Here is a 16,305-nt window from a genome sequence, read left to right as displayed (position 1 = left end):
GTAGGAAATAAAATGGGATTTAGAAAAGACTTTTTATGGGGCGGCGCAACTGCTGCAAATCAATGTGAAGGCGGATATAATGAAGGGGGACGTGGATTAGCGAACGTTGACGTTGTACCCAATGGCCCTGATCGCGCGAAAATTATTGCCGGACATAAGAAAATGTTTGATTTTGACGACAAACATCATTTCCCTGCAAAAGTAGGAATTGATATGTATCATCGTTATAAAGAAGACATTGCTTTATTTGGGGAAATGGGCTTTAAAACTTATCGTTTATCGATTGCTTGGACACGCATCTTTCCTAATGGAGATGAAACCGAACCTAATGAAGAAGGTTTACAATTTTATGAAGATTTATTTAATGAATGTCACAAATATGGCATTGAACCCCTTGTAACGATTACACATTTTGATTGTCCAATGCATTTAATTAAAGAATATGGCGGCTGGCGCAACCGTAAAATGGTTACTTTTTATGAAAGACTTTGTCGTGCCATTTTCAATCGTTATAAAGGCTTAGTGAAGTATTGGTTGACATTTAACGAAATCAATATGATTTTGCATGCACCTTTTATGGGAGCCGGCCTTTATTTTGAAGAAGGAGAAGACGAAGAGCAAGTAAAATATCAATCTGCTCATCATGAACTAGTATCAAGTGCACTTGCAACAAAAATCGCACATGAAGTAGATCCCAATAACCAAGTGGGTTGTATGCTAGCTTCTGGATCTTATTACCCTTATACTTGCCGTCCTGAAGATGTTTGGGAATCTCGTAAAACAGACAGAGAAAGCTATTTCTTTATTGATGTTCAATCACGTGGTGAATACCCTGCTTACTTCTTAAAGGATTTAGAACGTCGTGGTATTGAGATTGAAATGGAAGATGGCGATAAAGAGTTGTTAAAAGAAAATACGGTAGACTTTATTTCATTTTCTTATTACTCTTCACGTGTAGCTACAAGTGATCCTGAGTTATTAAAACAAACCCAAGGAAATATCTTTGCCTCTGTGGAAAACCCTTACCTAGAATCAAGTGAATGGGGTTGGCAAATTGATCCACTTGGCTTGCGGATTACGATGAATGATATTTATGATCGTTATCAAAAGCCGTTGTTTATCGTAGAAAATGGTTTAGGTGCGATTGATCATCCAGATGAAAATGGCTATGTAGAAGATGACTATCGTATTGATTACTTGGCAAAACATATTCAAGCGATGAAAGACGCTGTTGAAATCGATGGTGTTGATTTGATGGGCTATACCAGTTGGGGCTGTATCGATTTGGTTTCTGCTGGTAGTGGCGAAATGAAAAAACGTTACGGATTTATCTATGTTGACTTAGATAATGAAGGAAACGGTACACTCGCTCGCTCCAAGAAAAAATCATTTGATTGGTATAAAAAAGTGATTGCTTCAAACGGAGAAGATCTATCGAACGACTAGAAATTTAATAATAAGCAAAAAATTACTTCTATAAGTTATCTTGTAGAGGTAATTTTTTTATTTGATGTAGTCTTTATCTGTTAAGAACAAGTAAAAGCTAATGGAAGGAAAAAAATTGTTCATTCAGCGCTCGAACAAATAATAAAACAGCAAAGTATTATTTTTAATATAAGCAAGTTTTAGTAAACAGACCGTTGTTATATAAAAATACAATTTCTTCTTACTTCTTCCCTGAAAAGCTACGGACTGTGATATAATTAAACTAACAAAATAAATAAAGAGGTGGTTTGTTATGTCCTGGAAGGAAATTTATGAACAGTGGACAAATGATGACGCTTTGGATGACCATTTAAAAACACAATTAGATGAGTTAAAGGAAAAGCAAGAGGAGTTAGAAGATGCCTTTTACGCACCCCTTGAATTTGGTACTGCGGGTATGCGAGGGATTTTAGGACCAGGCATTAATCGTATGAATATTTATACTGTACGTCAGGCAACAGAAGGTTTGGCACGTTTTATGATCAAACAAGGGTTTGATGTTGCTAGAAGAGGCGTTGCTATTGCTTATGATTCAAGGCATCTTTCGCAAGAATTTGCCATGGAAGCTGCCAAAACATTAGCTTATAATAATATTCCATCCTATGTATTTGAAAGTTTAAGACCTACGCCGGAACTATCCTTTGCAGTGCGTTACTTAAAAACATTCACTGGTATCATGATCACAGCTTCTCATAATCCGCCAGAATATAATGGTTATAAGGTGTACGGCGAAGATGGGGGTCAAATGCCGCCAGCAGATGCGGATATGGTAACAACTTTAATTCGTGAAGTTGATAATCCACTAACGATTCCTGTGATGGAAGAAAAAGCAGCCAAAGAACAAGGTCTTATTACCATGATAGGTGAAGATATTGATCAAGCCTATTTGTCTGAATTACAAGCTGTGACGATTGATCAAGATGTGATCGACCAAATGGGCGATCAGCTAAAGTTAATTTTTACGCCGCTACATGGAACGGGCAAAATGTTAGGTGAGAAAGCTTTACGTCAAGCAGGCTTTAAAGAGTTTATCGTAGAACCAGAACAAGCAGTGGCAGATCCGAACTTTTCAACAGTGAAATCACCTAATCCAGAAGAAAGTTCAGCCTTTGAGTATTCTATGCGTTTAGGCCAAAAAGAAAATGCTGATTTATTAATTGCGACAGATCCTGACGCAGACCGTTTAGGAGCTGCTGTGCGTATGCCCAACGGTGACTACAAAGTATTAAGCGGGAATCAAATCGGAGCTTTACTTATTCATTATATTTTAGAAGCTCGGAAAAAGACCAATGCTTTACCGGAAAATGCCGTCATCTTAAAATCAATTGTTTCTAGCGAATTAGCTACAGCTATTGCCCAAAGCTATGACGTACCGATGGTTAATGTTTTAACAGGATTTAAATTTATCGCGGAAAAAATTAAAGAATTTGAAGCAGAGCATAGTCACAGTTTTATCTTTGGTTTTGAAGAAAGTTATGGCTTTTTAGTTCAACCATTTGTACGCGATAAAGATGCGATTCAAGCGCTTGTTTTATTAGCGGAAGTGGCTGCCGCTTATAAAAAACAAGGAAAAACATTGTATGATGCCTTACAAGAAATTTTTGTCGAATATGGTTATTATGCAGAAAAAACGATCTCGTTGACGATGTCTGGTCAAGAAGGTTCTGCTAAGATCACTTCCTTGATGAAATCTTTTAGAGAACAAACACCAACAGAATTTGCGGGCACCAAAGTAGTGCAGACAGAAGATTTCAAACAATTGATCCGTAAAAACGCGGCAGGGACTACAGAAAAGTTAAGCACACCGCCTTCTGATGTTTTGAAATATACCTTAGAAGATGATAGCTGGCTTGCGATTCGTCCTTCAGGTACTGAACCTAAAATTAAATTCTATATAGGTGTGAAAGCTGATTCTGACGAACGCGCACAACAAAAAATTGAACTGTTACAACCTGCTATCAATGAAATTACTGGAAATTAGTTGTATAATAGAAGCGTTTCTTGCTCAAGTTAACAAATGAAAAACATCTAGGGCAAAATTTATAGTGGTTTTTGCCCTAGTTTTTCCATATGAAAACGATAAGAGGAGGACGCTATGGAAAAACCAAGCATCGAAGATATCGAACATGTTAGCCAAATCTTTAAAGTATTAAGTGATATGACTCGTTTGAAAATCGTACTGGCAGTAAAAGAAGGCGAAAAAAATGTTACGACTATTGCCAATGAAGTAAGTATGGAACAGTCAGCTGTTTCTCATCAATTAAAATTGTTGCGTGATAATCGTGTCGTAAAAACCAGAAGACAGGGTAAAGCTGTTTTATATAGTGTCGATGATGCCCATGTTTTAGATATTTTGGAACAAACTTTCAAACACGTTCATCACCGCTAGAAAGGACTTTCAGACAGAAAGTTCTTTTTTTTATGCTGAAATTTTGTTATGCTTAGACAAGTAAATTAGAAATCTATGAAAATACTTTTAATCTCAAAGTTATTCTTTTTTAAACTTTTTATTCTATGAATGATTAAAGATAAACGATATTTTAAAAGGAGCAGCTATGAAAAAAAAAGCAAATATCGCTGTCTTAGGCCTAGGCGTTGTGGCCAACGGTCTTGTTAAAAATTTAATTGCAGCAGAAGAAAAAATAAAGCAGCAGACGGATTTAAGCCTTTCGATTGCTAAAGTATTGGTACGATCAAAAGAAAAAAAGCAAGGTCTAGCACAAAAATATCAGTTAACACTGACCACTGAAGTTGAAGATATCCTTGTTGATCCGACAATTGACATTGTGGTGGAGTTGATTGGCGGAATCCACCCGGCTAAAGAATGGATTACTCTGGCATTACAAAGAAAAAAACATGTAGTGACAGCTAACAAAGATTTAATTGCGCGTTTTGGTAATGAACTTACGGCAACTGCTAAAGCCAATAATGTTTCCTTGCTTTATGAAGCAAGTGTTGCCGGTGGTATCCCTATTTTGCATAATTTAAATACAAGTTTTATGGCAGATGAAATTACTGCTATACAAGGGATTTTAAATGGGACGAGTAATTTTATACTGACGCAAATGAATGAAGCAGGTCTTACATATGAAGAAGCTTTAGAATCTGCTCAAGTTTCTGGTTTTGCTGAATCAGACCCAACAAACGATGTAGATGGTTGGGATGCTGCGTATAAACTAATCATTTTAGTACGCTTAGCGCTTAATCAAGATTTAGTATTAGATGATCTAAGTGTTAAAGGGATCGGTGAAATTACTCAAGTTGATAATTTTTACGCTCACGATTTTGGTTATCAAATCAAATTGCTTGCTTATGCTCGAGAAGTAGACGAGGGGACTTATGCTGCGGTAGAGCCTGTTCTTGTTCCGCAAACACACCCGTTTGCTTTTGTAAAAAACGAAATGAACGGCGTATTTATTGAAAGTAAAATGATTGGTAATTCCTTGCTTTATGGTCCAGGCGCTGGCGCATCACCAACTGCCGAAAGTGTCCTTACAGATATTTTGACTATTGCGAAAAATCTGAACAACAAACAGCAGGCACTTCAAATGAGTCCCTCGAATTTGCCAAGGTGTAAGCTTCATAAAGAAGGATTAATGAACTATTACTTTTTAATTACTGATTGCGCTATAGATTTAACAACCTTTTTAGAAAAACAGCACATAAGACCCATTTCTTTAAAGCAACAAGAAAATAGCGAGGCAGCTTTTATCAGCAATAAATTAACAGTGCAACAAAAACATGACTTGATAAATAAACTGCAAGAAATCAGCCATGTAAAACAAATATTAAGTGTTTGGGAGGATTAAGAAATGAAAATCCGTGTACCAGCTACAAGTGCTAATCTAGGTCCAGGTTTTGATTCTTGCGGTATTGCTTTATCAAGCTATTTAACTATTGAGGTTATTGAAGAAGACAGTAAGTGGAGGGTGGACCATGAGCTGGGTCCGGAAATTCCAAAAGATGAACAAAACCTCTTGATACAAATAGCTGAAAAAGTTGCACCAACAATAAAACCGCATCATTTAAAAATGACAAGTACCATTCCAATTGCTCGAGGTTTAGGGAGTAGTTCTTCGGTGATCGTAGCAGGGATTGAACTAGCCAATCGTTTAGAAAATCTAAATTTGACTGAACGGCAAAAAATAGAAATCGCTACTTCTATTGAAGGTCACCCTGATAACTGTGCACCAGCGATTTGTGGTGACTTTGTTGTGGCTAGCCACTTTTTTAGAGAGGATCAGCCCATCATTCACTATGTAAAACATTATTTTCCTGAATGCCGTATTATCGCCTATATTCCAAATTCGCAAGTATTGACTAAAGAAAGTCGTAGTGTATTACCTGAAAATATTCCATTTGCTGATGCAGTAAAAGCTAGTTCGATCGCAAACGTTATGATTGCAGCTATTTTAAATGGTGATCTAATACTTACAGGAAAAATGATGGAACAAGATCAATGGCATGAAGCCTATCGTGAGAAATTTGTTCCGCATTTAACAACAATTCGTCAAATTGTAAAGCAAAATGAAGGTTATGCGGCATTTCTTAGTGGGGCAGGACCTACGGTTTTAATTTTAGCAAGTGAAGAAAAAGCAGATCTGATAACATTTGAATTAGAACAAATGGCAGGTTCAGCGCAGATCGAACAGCTATCTTTGGATCGTGAGGGCGTACAAGTATTTTAAAAGCTGTGATATAAATAAAAATATCCGAACTATATTGGATAAGAACAGTTATCTTCCTTTATAGTTTGGATATTTTATCTGTAAAAATAATGTTAGAAAGCTTTTTTAAACTTCATCGATTTCCTCTTCTGAACCATAATAGCTATGGTCTTCTAAGTCTAACTCATTTAAAATAACAGAGGCGGTTTCTTCGATAGATAAAGAAGCGACATTGATAGTAATACAACCTAATTTTTCGTAAAGATCTTTGGCAAAGTTTAATTCTTCTTTGATCTTGTCGATATCCGAGTAGGCAGAATCAGGATTGAGGCCGTAAGCGATCATACGCTCTTTTCGGATGGTATTAAGCACTTCTGGATCATTGGTCAGTCCTACAATTTTATTAGGATCTACTTCCCAAATTTGTTTTGGAATATGTGCTTGTGGAACAATAGGTAAATTTGCTACTTTGAGATTTTTATTTGCTAAAAATAAGCTTAAAGGCGTTTTGGAAGTACGAGATACGCCTAATAAAACAACATCTGCTTCTAAAAAGCCGCGCGGATCTTTTCCATCATCGTATTTAACAGCAAATTCCATCGATTTAATACGTCTAAAGTAGTTTTTGTCTAGGTGATGCATCGCTCCTGGTTCATTTGATGGTGCTATGCCGCTTCTTTTTTCGACTTCTAAGACAGGCGGTGTTAAAACGTCAAATTGATATAGCTGATGTTTATCACAAAACTGATGCGTAATTTCTACTAAATGTTTATTGATTAAAGTGTGCAAAATAATAGCATTGTGTTTTTCTGCATCTTTTAGTGCTTTAAGTAGAGATTCATCTGTTGTAATGAATGTACGTCTAAATAAGACGAATTCGACTGTTGGATATTGTGCCATCGTAGCCTGAGCTAACTTTGAAGCAGTTTCTCCAGCAGAATCAGAAATGACAAATATCGTCAAATTTTGTTTGTTATTATCTTCTGGCATATACTTATCCCTCGCTTGCAATTTAATTATGAATATTATAACATATATTAGAAGGTTGAATCGAAATGATTTTGCTTTGGAGGGAATCGAAATGGAAAATCAATCAGCGGTCAAAGAAGCCGTGCAACAAATGAAAGATTATGGATTCAAATATACTAAAAAAAGAGAAACAATTATTTCTTATTTAGCAAAAGCCAATCGCTATGTTGCGGCAAAGGAATTACATGAATTTTTAATGCAAAAATATTCAGGAATTAGTTACGATACTATTTATCGTAATTTACGTGATTTTGCTTCGATCGGTATTTTAGAAGATACTGAATTAGAAGGAGAAATGAAATTTCGATTTAATTGTTCACTTCAAGGAGCAGAGCATCATCACCATCATTTTATTTGTTTAATTTGCGGAAAAACAAGAGAAGTGACAACCTGCCCGATGGATTTTTTCCAAGAACAGTTAGCCGGGTGCACAATCGAAAGTCATCGTTTTGAAATCTATGGACGTTGTGAACAATGTCAGAATATTGGCTGAAAGATGATTCAGTTTTATTTTAGGTCAGTAAGTTCATTTTTATCATTAAAAATAATAATTGCAGCTATTTCATTAACTTCCTTGCAAGCAACAGAAGCAAATTTCTGTTTGCTTGAAAGGATGTTTTACTTAACAAAAGGGGGAATTATCCATTATATGGATTCGAGTCATTTAACAAGTATTATTTTATTTTTTGCTTGTTTACTTATTTCAGCATATTTTTCATCTTCGGAAACAGCCTTTACTTCTTTAAGCGCTGTTCGTTTAAAAAATGAAGCTGAAAAGGGAGATAAGAAAGCTAGGCAAGCAATCAAATTACAAGAAAGATTTGAGCCTTTATTATCGACAGTTTTGATAGGGAACAATTTGGTGAATATTGCTAGTTCCGCTATTGCAACAGTCTTTTTTGTCAATATTTTTCCTGTTTACGGGGCAACAGTTGCAACTATTACTACGACAGTTTTAATGCTGCTATTTAGTGAAATCACACCTAAATTGTTAGCTAAATTAGCACCAGAACAAGTGGCAAAATTTTCAGCGCCTATATTACGTTTTGTGATGTTTATTTTTAGTCCTCTTGTTTGGTTATTGAGTAAGTGGCAAGAGGGGTTTAAAAGATTAATTTCTGTAGATGGCGAGCAATCTATTAGCGAGGCGGAATTACTTTCCTTAGTAGACGAAGCTAGAGTCGAAGGAAGCATTGAAAATGAGGAACATAGCTTGGTTAAAGCAGCGATCGAATTTGATGATGTCGATATTTCTTCGATTTTAACGCCTAGAGTAGACGTGGTGGGTGTGGATATTGAAGATTCTGATGAAAAAATTGAACAAACTTTTGAGCATAATGTTTATTCTCGCTTAGTTGTATATGAAGAAACCATAGATAATGTAATTGGTGTTCTTCATGAAAAAGATTTTCATAGATATTTGCGGGCAAAAGAAAGGAAGGAATCAAAAGTTTCTACGATCGCTGGTTTACTTTCTGAAGTATTGTATGTGCCACCAACCATAAAGCTGGCTGACTTATTAAAAATGATGCAGCGTGATAAAAATCATTTGGCAATTGTTGTAGACGAGTACGGAGGGACTCTAGGTTTGGCAACAATGGAAGATGCGTTAGAAGAACTGGTCGGAGAAATTTGGGATGAAACTGACGTTGTACAACAAGAAATAGAAACCATTGAAGAAGGAAAAACTTATAAAATTAGAGGCACTTATTCATTAGATAAATTGTTTAATCTATTGAATATTCAAAATAAGGAAGAATGGTTATCCAATACAGTGAGTGGTTTTGTTATTGAGCAATTAGAAAAAGTTCCCAAGGTCAACGACTCTTTTACTTTCGATCATCTATATGTCAAAGTACTTGATGTGCAAAAACGACGGGTCAATAAAGTTTTAGTCGAAAAGCTCCCTGCTAAAGAAGACGAACAGTAAACTGTAGATAAAAGTTACTAATCAGTTAAAACTAAACAAAAACTTTCAAGCAAGGGGTTGAATGACCATTGCTTGAAAGTTTTTTTAATTATCTTCAAAATAGTTATTTTCCTGTAAAAATTGTCTGGCAACAATTGAAGGCTCAACTAAATCATTGTCTGCTTGATAGTTTAATTCTTGCATCGTTTTTGTGTCTATGGTATCCACAAGTTTATCTAATATTTCTTTACACTCAGGATATTGGTCTAAAAGTTCTTGTTTTACAATCATGGTCGCATCATAAGGTGGGAAAAATTGATGATCATCTTCTAGTATGACTAAGTTATTACTAGCTACTCGGCCGTCTGTTGAATAACCTAATACCAAATCAACACTACCTGAAGCTACTGCGTCATAAACAAGTCCGATCTGCATAGGTAACATGGTAGCAAAATCAAAACCATATTCCTGTATAAAACCTTGATAGCCGTCACCTACACGTGTGAGCCAAGGACGATCTGTTCCAACCGTTAATTGATCGGAGATTTCTTCTAGATCGCTAACTTTCTCTAAATCGTATTTCTCAGCTGTATCTTCTCGTACCATAAAAGCAAAAGTATTGTCAAAACCGTAAGAGGGGAAACGGACTTGATTATAGCGTGATTTGAGTTCTTCTTTTGATACATCAAAGGCTTTTTTCGGATCTTTGATCGCGTCCATTTTTAAGATGGTAGTGATATCTGTTCCAGTGTATCTACCAGCGGAAATATCAACATCTCCCTTATTTAGCGCTTGTTGGTCAATTTGGGCAGTACCTAAATTGTTGATCACACTCGTCTCATAATCAGTGTAGTGTTCAATCATGCCATCAACAAGCCCCGCTAAAATTTGCGTCTCTGTGGTGATTCCTCCTGAAATTGAAATGACATGATCGTCCTTATTAGAAGGTAACCCTGGTAAAGAAGAGCACGCGGATAAAAATATGAAACAAGATAACAAGAAGAAAATACTTTTTATTTTTTTCATCATATTAGCTCCTTTATCAGAATAATTTTATAAGACTTTTTTAAGTATGCTTGAAAGTAAGAAAAATTACAACCAATACATACAGTTTGCTTTAACAGTACTCTGTAAATTGCAATTGTTATAAAAAACAATTCTGCTTTTGCGAAAACAGCTTGACACATTTTCGAGAGTTAGCTATAATTTTTATTGGACAGTGATGTTATTGGAATAATCATTTATTTCATAACAAAAACGGTTACTATTTGAGCTCGGAGGGAGGGAATTATATGTCAAAAACAGTCGTTCATAAAAACGAATCTCTTGATGATGCTCTTCGTCGCTTCAAACGTTCCGTTTCAAAAGCAGGTACTTTGCAAGAGTCACGGAAACGTGAATTTTACGAAAAACCAAGCGTGAAACGTAAGAAAAAATCTGAAGCAGCTAGAAAACGTAAAAAGAAATTTTAATTTCATCTGTATAGAAGTGGAGCTGGTAGTGTGACACTGCTTACGAAATTAAACGATGATATGAAAGCTGCTATGAAGGGCAAGGATAAAAAGTCTTTACAAGTCATTCGCATGCTCAAAGCATCGTTGCAAAATGAAAAGATCAACCTTGGTCGTGACTTGACCGATGAAGAAGAATTAGCGATTATCTCACGCGAAATGAAACAACGTCGTGATTCTTTAGCTGAATTCGAAAAAGTTGGTCGAGATGATTTAGCTGAAAAAACGAAAAGCGAAATTGCGATTGTTGAAAGGTATCTACCTGCTCAACTGACAGAAGACGAGATTTTTCAAATTGTCAGCCAAGCAATTGAGCAGACAGGCGCTAGCTCTCCCAAAGAATTTGGGAAAGTAATGGGTGTTGTTATGCCTAAGGTAAAAGGTAAGGCCGATGGCAATCAAGTAAACGCGATCGTCAAAGAGTTATTAAATCAAAAATAAAGATAAAAGCTGTTGCAAGTCTTCTTAGTCTTGGCAACAGCTTTATTTATTTACGTTAGATAAAAGCAATTTTTCTTTTAGAATATCTATGGTATGATATGGTAGAAACATTGCGGCTAAACACTTGTCGCTTGTGAAAATAAATAATGAATGGACGAAAAACAGTGAAAAAAGAATCTTAGAAGGCTAGATCTTGGAATAGCTGTGGTAAAAGGAGCGAGTTTTTTGACGGAAGATTTTACGTCTTTTGAATTAAAAGTAACACAACCGCAGGATATGGATTTACTTTTAGGAACCCATGACAAACACGTCAAATTAATAGAAGATGCGACAAAAACGACGATACGCGCGCGCGGCGAAGTGATTCAAATTCAAGGTGAGAAAACGAGTGTGGATTTGGTAGTAGCGGTATTTCAGTCTTTACAAGAATTAATTAAACGTGGCATCGAAATCAACACGCCTGATGTGGTTTCGGCCTTGAATCTAGCAAATCAAGGCGCATTGTCTTCCTTTATCGAAATGTATGAAAAAGAAATTATTAAAGATGATAAAGGTAATCCTATCCGAGCGAAAAATTTAGGACAAAAAGGATATATTGAAGCTGTAAATAAGCACGATGTCACTTTTGGTATTGGGCCAGCTGGAACAGGAAAAACGTTTTTAGCTGTGGTTTTAGCAATCGCTGCTTTAAAAAAAGGAACGGTTAAACGTATTATTTTAACTAGACCAGCCGTAGAAGCCGGCGAAAGTTTAGGGTTTTTGCCAGGAGATTTAAAGGAAAAAGTAGATCCTTATCTACGTCCGGTATATGACGCGCTTTACCAAATTTTTGGCGTAGAACATACCAATCGTTTGATGGAACGAGGTGTAGTAGAAATTGCTCCTTTAGCTTACATGCGGGGACGTACTTTAGATGACGCTTTTGTTATTTTAGACGAAGCACAAAACACGACGATAGCGCAAATGAAGATGTTTTTGACACGTTTAGGTTTTCAATCAAAGATGATTGTCAACGGCGATATCAGTCAGATTGACTTACCTAAAGGAGCGGTTAGTGGTTTAGTCGATGCGCAAAGGACTTTACACAATATTAAAAATATTGCTTTTGTTAATTTTGACGCTAACGATGTGGTAAGACATCCAGTTGTAGCGCAGATTATCGAAGCCTATGAGCAAAAAAATAAGAACGAGCTTGATTAAAAGTTAGCTTAAGACCTCGGTTGGTTTTATCAAAAGATAGACAACAGAGGAGGGAGGAAAAGTAAAGCATGATCATCGCACCTTTAAGACGCTTAAAAAATAGAATGGGGAAAACCTTCTTACCTGTTTTATTTTTACTCTTTTTTTTAATTACTAGCGGAATTTTATATTCAAGTGTGCGTCAACAAGATACCAATTATAAAGAAGGGCAAGTGGCAGAAGAAAGTATTCGGGCAAATAAAACTGTCGAAAATACGCCTGCAACTGAACAAAAAGAAAAATTAGCAGCTGAAGCTGTCGTTCCTGAATATACTTACCAAGAAGATATTACTAGTGAACAACATGAATTGATTGAACATCTATTTGATATGATTGATGATGTAAGACAAGACAGTGAAGAAGAAAATGAAAAACGTGAAGAAGAGGCCGAAAATAACGATTCTGTGGATAAGGTGACAGAGGATGAGAAATTGGCTGCAATGAAAAAAGAATTAGAGAAAATCGATAGCGATAATTTAAATTTTTATCAGCAACTTCCTGCCAGTTTTTATCGGACGGCTTTTAGTCTGAATCAAGAAGAACTAGATCAGGTAAAAGAAGAAAGTCTGGAAATCGTCGACCAGAGAATGTCTGAACAAATTCGACAAAATGATCTAAATACGGCGCGACAAAATGCTGAAGAACAAGTAAAAGTACTTGATTTATCTGATGAACAAAAAGAAGCTACTTCTTATTTAGTAGATGAAGGAATTACGGTTAATACCTTTTTAAATGAGCAAAAAACTGAAGAGTTAAAACAAGAAGCCAAAGATTCGGTACAGCCCGTAATGATTTATCAAGGCGAAATTATTGTGCGTGAAGGTTCGCAAATTGATTCAACAGCTATTCAAAAACTTAATGTATTAGGCATGACCGAGAAAAATCAATCCTTTTTTCCATTTGTCGCCATTGTCTTAGCTGCATTATTACACATTATTGTGCTGCTTTATCTTAGCATTCCAGTAAAAGATAAGGATAAGCGCGAAAATCAGTGGGTCTTTTATGTGGTTGCAATGACACTGAGTCTAGTGTTTATGAAGTTTTTCCAACTTTTTCAAACAGAAGCAGTCCCTTACATACCTCTGTTTTTCCCAGCTGCATTTATTCCTTTAGTTTTGAGTTTCTTTGTGAATCGACGGTCTGGAATCTTAGCAGCTGCGTTTCAAGTTGTTTTTGCAGCCTTTATTTTTTATGAATCCGTAGGTACCAATGTTTTACCGGTTATTTTAATTGTCTATATGTTCTCTGGACTTATGGGAACGATATTGCCAAGAAGACGTATATCCCATCAGGGGCGACAGTCAGTATTGTGGATTGTCGTATTTCCATTTTTGATCAGTCTTACTTTACTGGTTTTACAAGGAGTAGATTTTGCCGATAGTCAAACCTGGATCGCCTTAGCTTGTAGCTTGGCCGGTAGTATTTTATCTTTATTGATGGGTGTGGGTTTATATCAATTGATTGAATTAATGGTTACTGATGACAGTGATACTGTTTTAAATGAGTTGAGTAATCCTAACCATCCACTATTGAAAAAGCTTTTAGAAGAAGCACCCGGAACTTATCATCATAGCATGATGGTCGCTAATTTAAGTGCCAACGCGGTTGCTGAAATTGGCGGACGGTCGTTACTCACCCGTGTGGCTTGTTACTATCATGATATTGGGAAATTAAAGCATGCCAACTTCTTTGTTGAAAACTTGCCGCAAGGGGCTGAAAATCCGCACAATTTCTTACTGCCAGAAGACAGTAAACAAATCATTTTTGGTCATGTGACTGATGGAGTCGCTATATTGGAAAAAGAAAAAATGCCGCAGATGGTCATCGATATCTGTCAGCAACATCATGGAACCACCTTGATGAAATATTTTTATGTTAAAGCCCAAGAGCGTAATCCTGAAGTTACTGAAAATGATTTTCGTTACCCAGGACCGATCCCACAGACCAAAGAAGCTGGTGTAGTCAGCATTGCAGATAGTTGTGAAGCAGCTGTTCGCGCTATGGATGAGCCGACCAATGAAAAAATTAAAGATTTTGTTTCAAATCTGGTTACAGATCGAATGTTAGATGGACAATTAGACGATGCTCAGTTAACATTAAAAGAACTTAAAATCATTCAAAAATCGCTCATTAACGGTTTGTGTAGTACTTTCCATTCTCGGATCAAGTATCCTAAAATGAAGTCAGAAGCTGAAAAAATGAAAGAAGAACAAGAAAGAAGTGACTAATATTGGAAATCACTTTTATTGATGAAACCAAAAAAGTAAGTAAAGATGAACGAGAAGATATTGATAGTCTGTTGCAGTATGCAGCAGACTATCTAAAACTTCCGGAAAATAGCGAAATGTCGATCACTTTTATGGATAATGAACGTATTCAAGTGATCAATCGTGATTATCGTGGTAAAGATGCCCCGACAGATGTCATTAGTTTTGCCATCGAAGAAGCAGGCCAAAATGAAATGCCGATATTTTTTGATGATGAAAAGATGACTGATTTACCCAATGAACTAGGCGATATTATGATTTCCACTCAAAGAGCGCAAGAACAAGCTGCAGAATACGGACATAGCTATGAACGCGAAGTGGGATTTCTAGCCCTTCATGGTTTTTTGCATATTAATGGATACGACCACATGACACCCGAAGATGAAAAAAAGATGTTTGGATTACAAAAGGAAATCTTGAATGCCTATGGACTCAAACGATAAAAAACCTAGTGTTGGAAAAAGTAAAAATCTGTTGAACTCAATCGAGTTTGCTATCAGCGGGATAAAAACTGCCTACAAAGATGAGCGTAATATGCGCATTCATATGTTTTGTGCTGTTTTAGTCATTATTTTAGGCTTAGTGTTAGATCTTGACCGCTTTGAATGGCTTTGGATCGGGTTGTGTATTTTTCTGATGTTGATAATGGAAATCATAAATACAATTTTTGAAAATGTTGTGAATATGGTGACAAATCACCACTTTCATCCTTTAGGAAAAAAGGTAAAAGATGTCGCAGCAGCGGCTGTTTTGATTACAGCGATCTTTTCTGTATTTGTGGGCGCGCTCATTTTTTTACCTAAGATTTATCAAATAATGATACATTAGAAAAGAGGAAGACAAGAAATGACAGAACATAAGTCTGGTTTTGTGGCTATTATCGGCCGCCCCAATGTAGGAAAATCGACTTTATTAAATCGAATTGTAGGCCAAAAAATCGCGATTATGAGCGATAAAGCTCAAACAACACGTAATAAAATTCAAGGGGTTTATACAACTGATAACATGCAGATTGTTTTTATTGATACCCCAGGGATCCATAAACCCAAACATCGGCTTGGCGATTATATGGTAAATGAGGCTTATGGTGCTTTACAAGAAGTTGAAGCCGTACTGTTTATGGTCAATGCGGACGAAAAACGTGGAAAAGGTGATAATTTAATTATTGAACGACTACAAAAACTTGATGTTCCTGTATTTTTGATCGTTAATAAAATTGATAAAATCCATCCGGACGATTTACTAGCAGTGATTCAAGATTACTCTACGCAGATGGATTTTGCTGAAGTTGTTCCGCTTTCGGCAACACAAGGAAATAACTGTGAAACCTTAATGCAGTTACTGGAAGAACAAATCCCTGAAGGGCCGCAGTATTTTCCTAAAGATCAAATTACTGATCATCCAGAATATTTTATCGTCTCTGAATTGGTAAGAGAAAAAGTCCTCCTTTTCACACAAGAGGAGATTCCTCACTCCGTAGCGGTTGTTGTTGATTCGATGAAACGAGACGAAAATGATAAGATTCGTATTCAAGCAACAATTAACGTTGAGCGTGATAGTCAAAAAGGAATTATTATCGGAAAAGGTGGAAAAATGCTTAAACAAATCGGCATTAAGGCGCGTCAAGATATGGAAAAAATGCTAGGAGATAAAGTTTATCTAGAGCTCTGGGTAAAAGTGCAAAAGGATTGGCGTGATAAACAAAGATCCTTGGATGATTTTGGTTATAAAAAAGAGACATTCTAGCCTTTTGCTTA

16 protein-coding genes are annotated in these 16,305 nt (G+C 36.2%); 14 read left to right on the top strand and 2 right to left on the bottom strand.

Translation table 11 applies throughout. The features are described 5' to 3' along the window. Window positions 1–12 precede the first annotated feature (12 nt). The 5 genes from AC806_RS06680 to thrB all read left to right on the top strand — a co-directional run bounded on the left by AC806_RS06680 (window position 13) and on the right by thrB (window position 6,173). Complete coding sequence (locus AC806_RS06680; RefSeq protein WP_069029394.1) at window positions 13–1,446, top strand: 6-phospho-beta-glucosidase; 1,434 nt, start codon at window positions 13–15, stop codon at window positions 1,444–1,446. Window positions 1,447–1,738: 292 nt separating this feature from the next. Then, window positions 1,739–3,466: a phospho-sugar mutase gene (locus tag AC806_RS06675; RefSeq protein WP_069029022.1), complete on the top strand. Its 1,728-nt coding sequence runs from the start codon at window positions 1,739–1,741 to the stop codon at window positions 3,464–3,466. Between the two features lie 114 nt (window positions 3,467–3,580). Beyond that, complete coding sequence (locus AC806_RS06670) at window positions 3,581–3,874, top strand: ArsR/SmtB family transcription factor (protein ID WP_069029021.1); 294 nt, start codon at window positions 3,581–3,583, stop codon at window positions 3,872–3,874. 166 nt (window positions 3,875–4,040) lie between these two features. After that, window positions 4,041–5,294 carry a homoserine dehydrogenase gene (locus AC806_RS06665; protein ID WP_069029020.1) on the top strand — a complete coding sequence of 418 codons (1,254 nt, stop codon included), beginning with the start codon at window positions 4,041–4,043 and terminating at the stop codon, window positions 5,292–5,294. 3 nt (window positions 5,295–5,297) lie between these two features. Continuing rightward, window positions 5,298–6,173: a homoserine kinase gene (thrB, locus tag AC806_RS06660; protein ID WP_014125071.1), complete on the top strand. Its 876-nt coding sequence runs from the start codon at window positions 5,298–5,300 to the stop codon at window positions 6,171–6,173. Window positions 6,174–6,278: 105 nt separating this feature from the next. On the opposite strand, the gene AC806_RS06655 is transcribed toward thrB, so the two are convergent. After that, window positions 6,279–7,142, bottom strand: coding sequence for a pyruvate, water dikinase regulatory protein (locus AC806_RS06655; protein ID WP_014125070.1), 864 nt, complete (start codon window positions 7,140–7,142; stop codon window positions 6,279–6,281). Between the two features lie 91 nt (window positions 7,143–7,233). Between AC806_RS06655 and AC806_RS06650 the strand changes: the two genes are divergently transcribed. Next, complete coding sequence (locus AC806_RS06650; protein WP_014125069.1) at window positions 7,234–7,674, top strand: Fur family transcriptional regulator; 441 nt, start codon at window positions 7,234–7,236, stop codon at window positions 7,672–7,674. Between the two features lie 156 nt (window positions 7,675–7,830). Beyond that, window positions 7,831–9,111, top strand: coding sequence for an HlyC/CorC family transporter (locus AC806_RS06645; RefSeq protein WP_014125068.1), 1,281 nt, complete (start codon window positions 7,831–7,833; stop codon window positions 9,109–9,111). A gap of 84 nt (window positions 9,112–9,195) precedes the next feature. Here AC806_RS06645 and AC806_RS06640 read toward each other — a convergent pair whose 3' ends face one another. Further along, on the bottom strand, window positions 9,196–10,116 hold the full coding sequence (locus AC806_RS06640) for an osmoprotectant ABC transporter substrate-binding protein (RefSeq protein WP_069029019.1): 921 nt from the start codon (window positions 10,114–10,116) through the stop codon (window positions 9,196–9,198). A 266-nt stretch (window positions 10,117–10,382) separates the two neighbouring features. Between AC806_RS06640 and rpsU the strand changes: the two genes are divergently transcribed. The 7 genes from rpsU to era all read left to right on the top strand — a co-directional run bounded on the left by rpsU (window position 10,383) and on the right by era (window position 16,294). Beyond that, a complete protein-coding gene (gene rpsU / locus AC806_RS06635; RefSeq protein ID WP_014125066.1) occupies window positions 10,383–10,562 on the top strand; it encodes a 30S ribosomal protein S21 in 180 nt (59 codons plus the stop codon). A gap of 30 nt (window positions 10,563–10,592) precedes the next feature. Then, window positions 10,593–11,042: a GatB/YqeY domain-containing protein gene (locus tag AC806_RS06630; RefSeq protein ID WP_014125065.1), complete on the top strand. Its 450-nt coding sequence runs from the start codon at window positions 10,593–10,595 to the stop codon at window positions 11,040–11,042. 225 nt (window positions 11,043–11,267) lie between these two features. Then, window positions 11,268–12,242, top strand: a complete 975-nt coding sequence (locus AC806_RS06625) for a PhoH family protein (protein ID WP_041591835.1) — start codon at window positions 11,268–11,270, stop codon at window positions 12,240–12,242. A gap of 68 nt (window positions 12,243–12,310) precedes the next feature. Then, complete coding sequence (locus AC806_RS06620; protein WP_014125063.1) at window positions 12,311–14,509, top strand: HD family phosphohydrolase; 2,199 nt, start codon at window positions 12,311–12,313, stop codon at window positions 14,507–14,509. A gap of 2 nt (window positions 14,510–14,511) precedes the next feature. Beyond that, window positions 14,512–14,991, top strand: a complete 480-nt coding sequence (gene ybeY / locus AC806_RS06615; RefSeq protein WP_014125062.1) for an rRNA maturation RNase YbeY — start codon at window positions 14,512–14,514, stop codon at window positions 14,989–14,991. Next, complete coding sequence (locus AC806_RS06610) at window positions 14,969–15,376, top strand: diacylglycerol kinase family protein (RefSeq protein ID WP_014125061.1); 408 nt, start codon at window positions 14,969–14,971, stop codon at window positions 15,374–15,376. Before ybeY ends, AC806_RS06610 begins: the two co-directional genes overlap by 23 nt. Before the next feature lie 18 nt (window positions 15,377–15,394). Further along, complete coding sequence (era, locus tag AC806_RS06605) at window positions 15,395–16,294, top strand: GTPase Era (RefSeq protein ID WP_014125060.1); 900 nt, start codon at window positions 15,395–15,397, stop codon at window positions 16,292–16,294. Window positions 16,295–16,305: the final 11 nt, after the last annotated feature.

This window comes from Tetragenococcus halophilus, from assembly GCF_001712815.1.
In the GTDB taxonomy this organism is placed as follows: domain Bacteria; phylum Bacillota; class Bacilli; order Lactobacillales; family Enterococcaceae; genus Tetragenococcus; species Tetragenococcus halophilus.
This window is presented reverse-complemented; position numbering and strand designations above follow the sequence as displayed.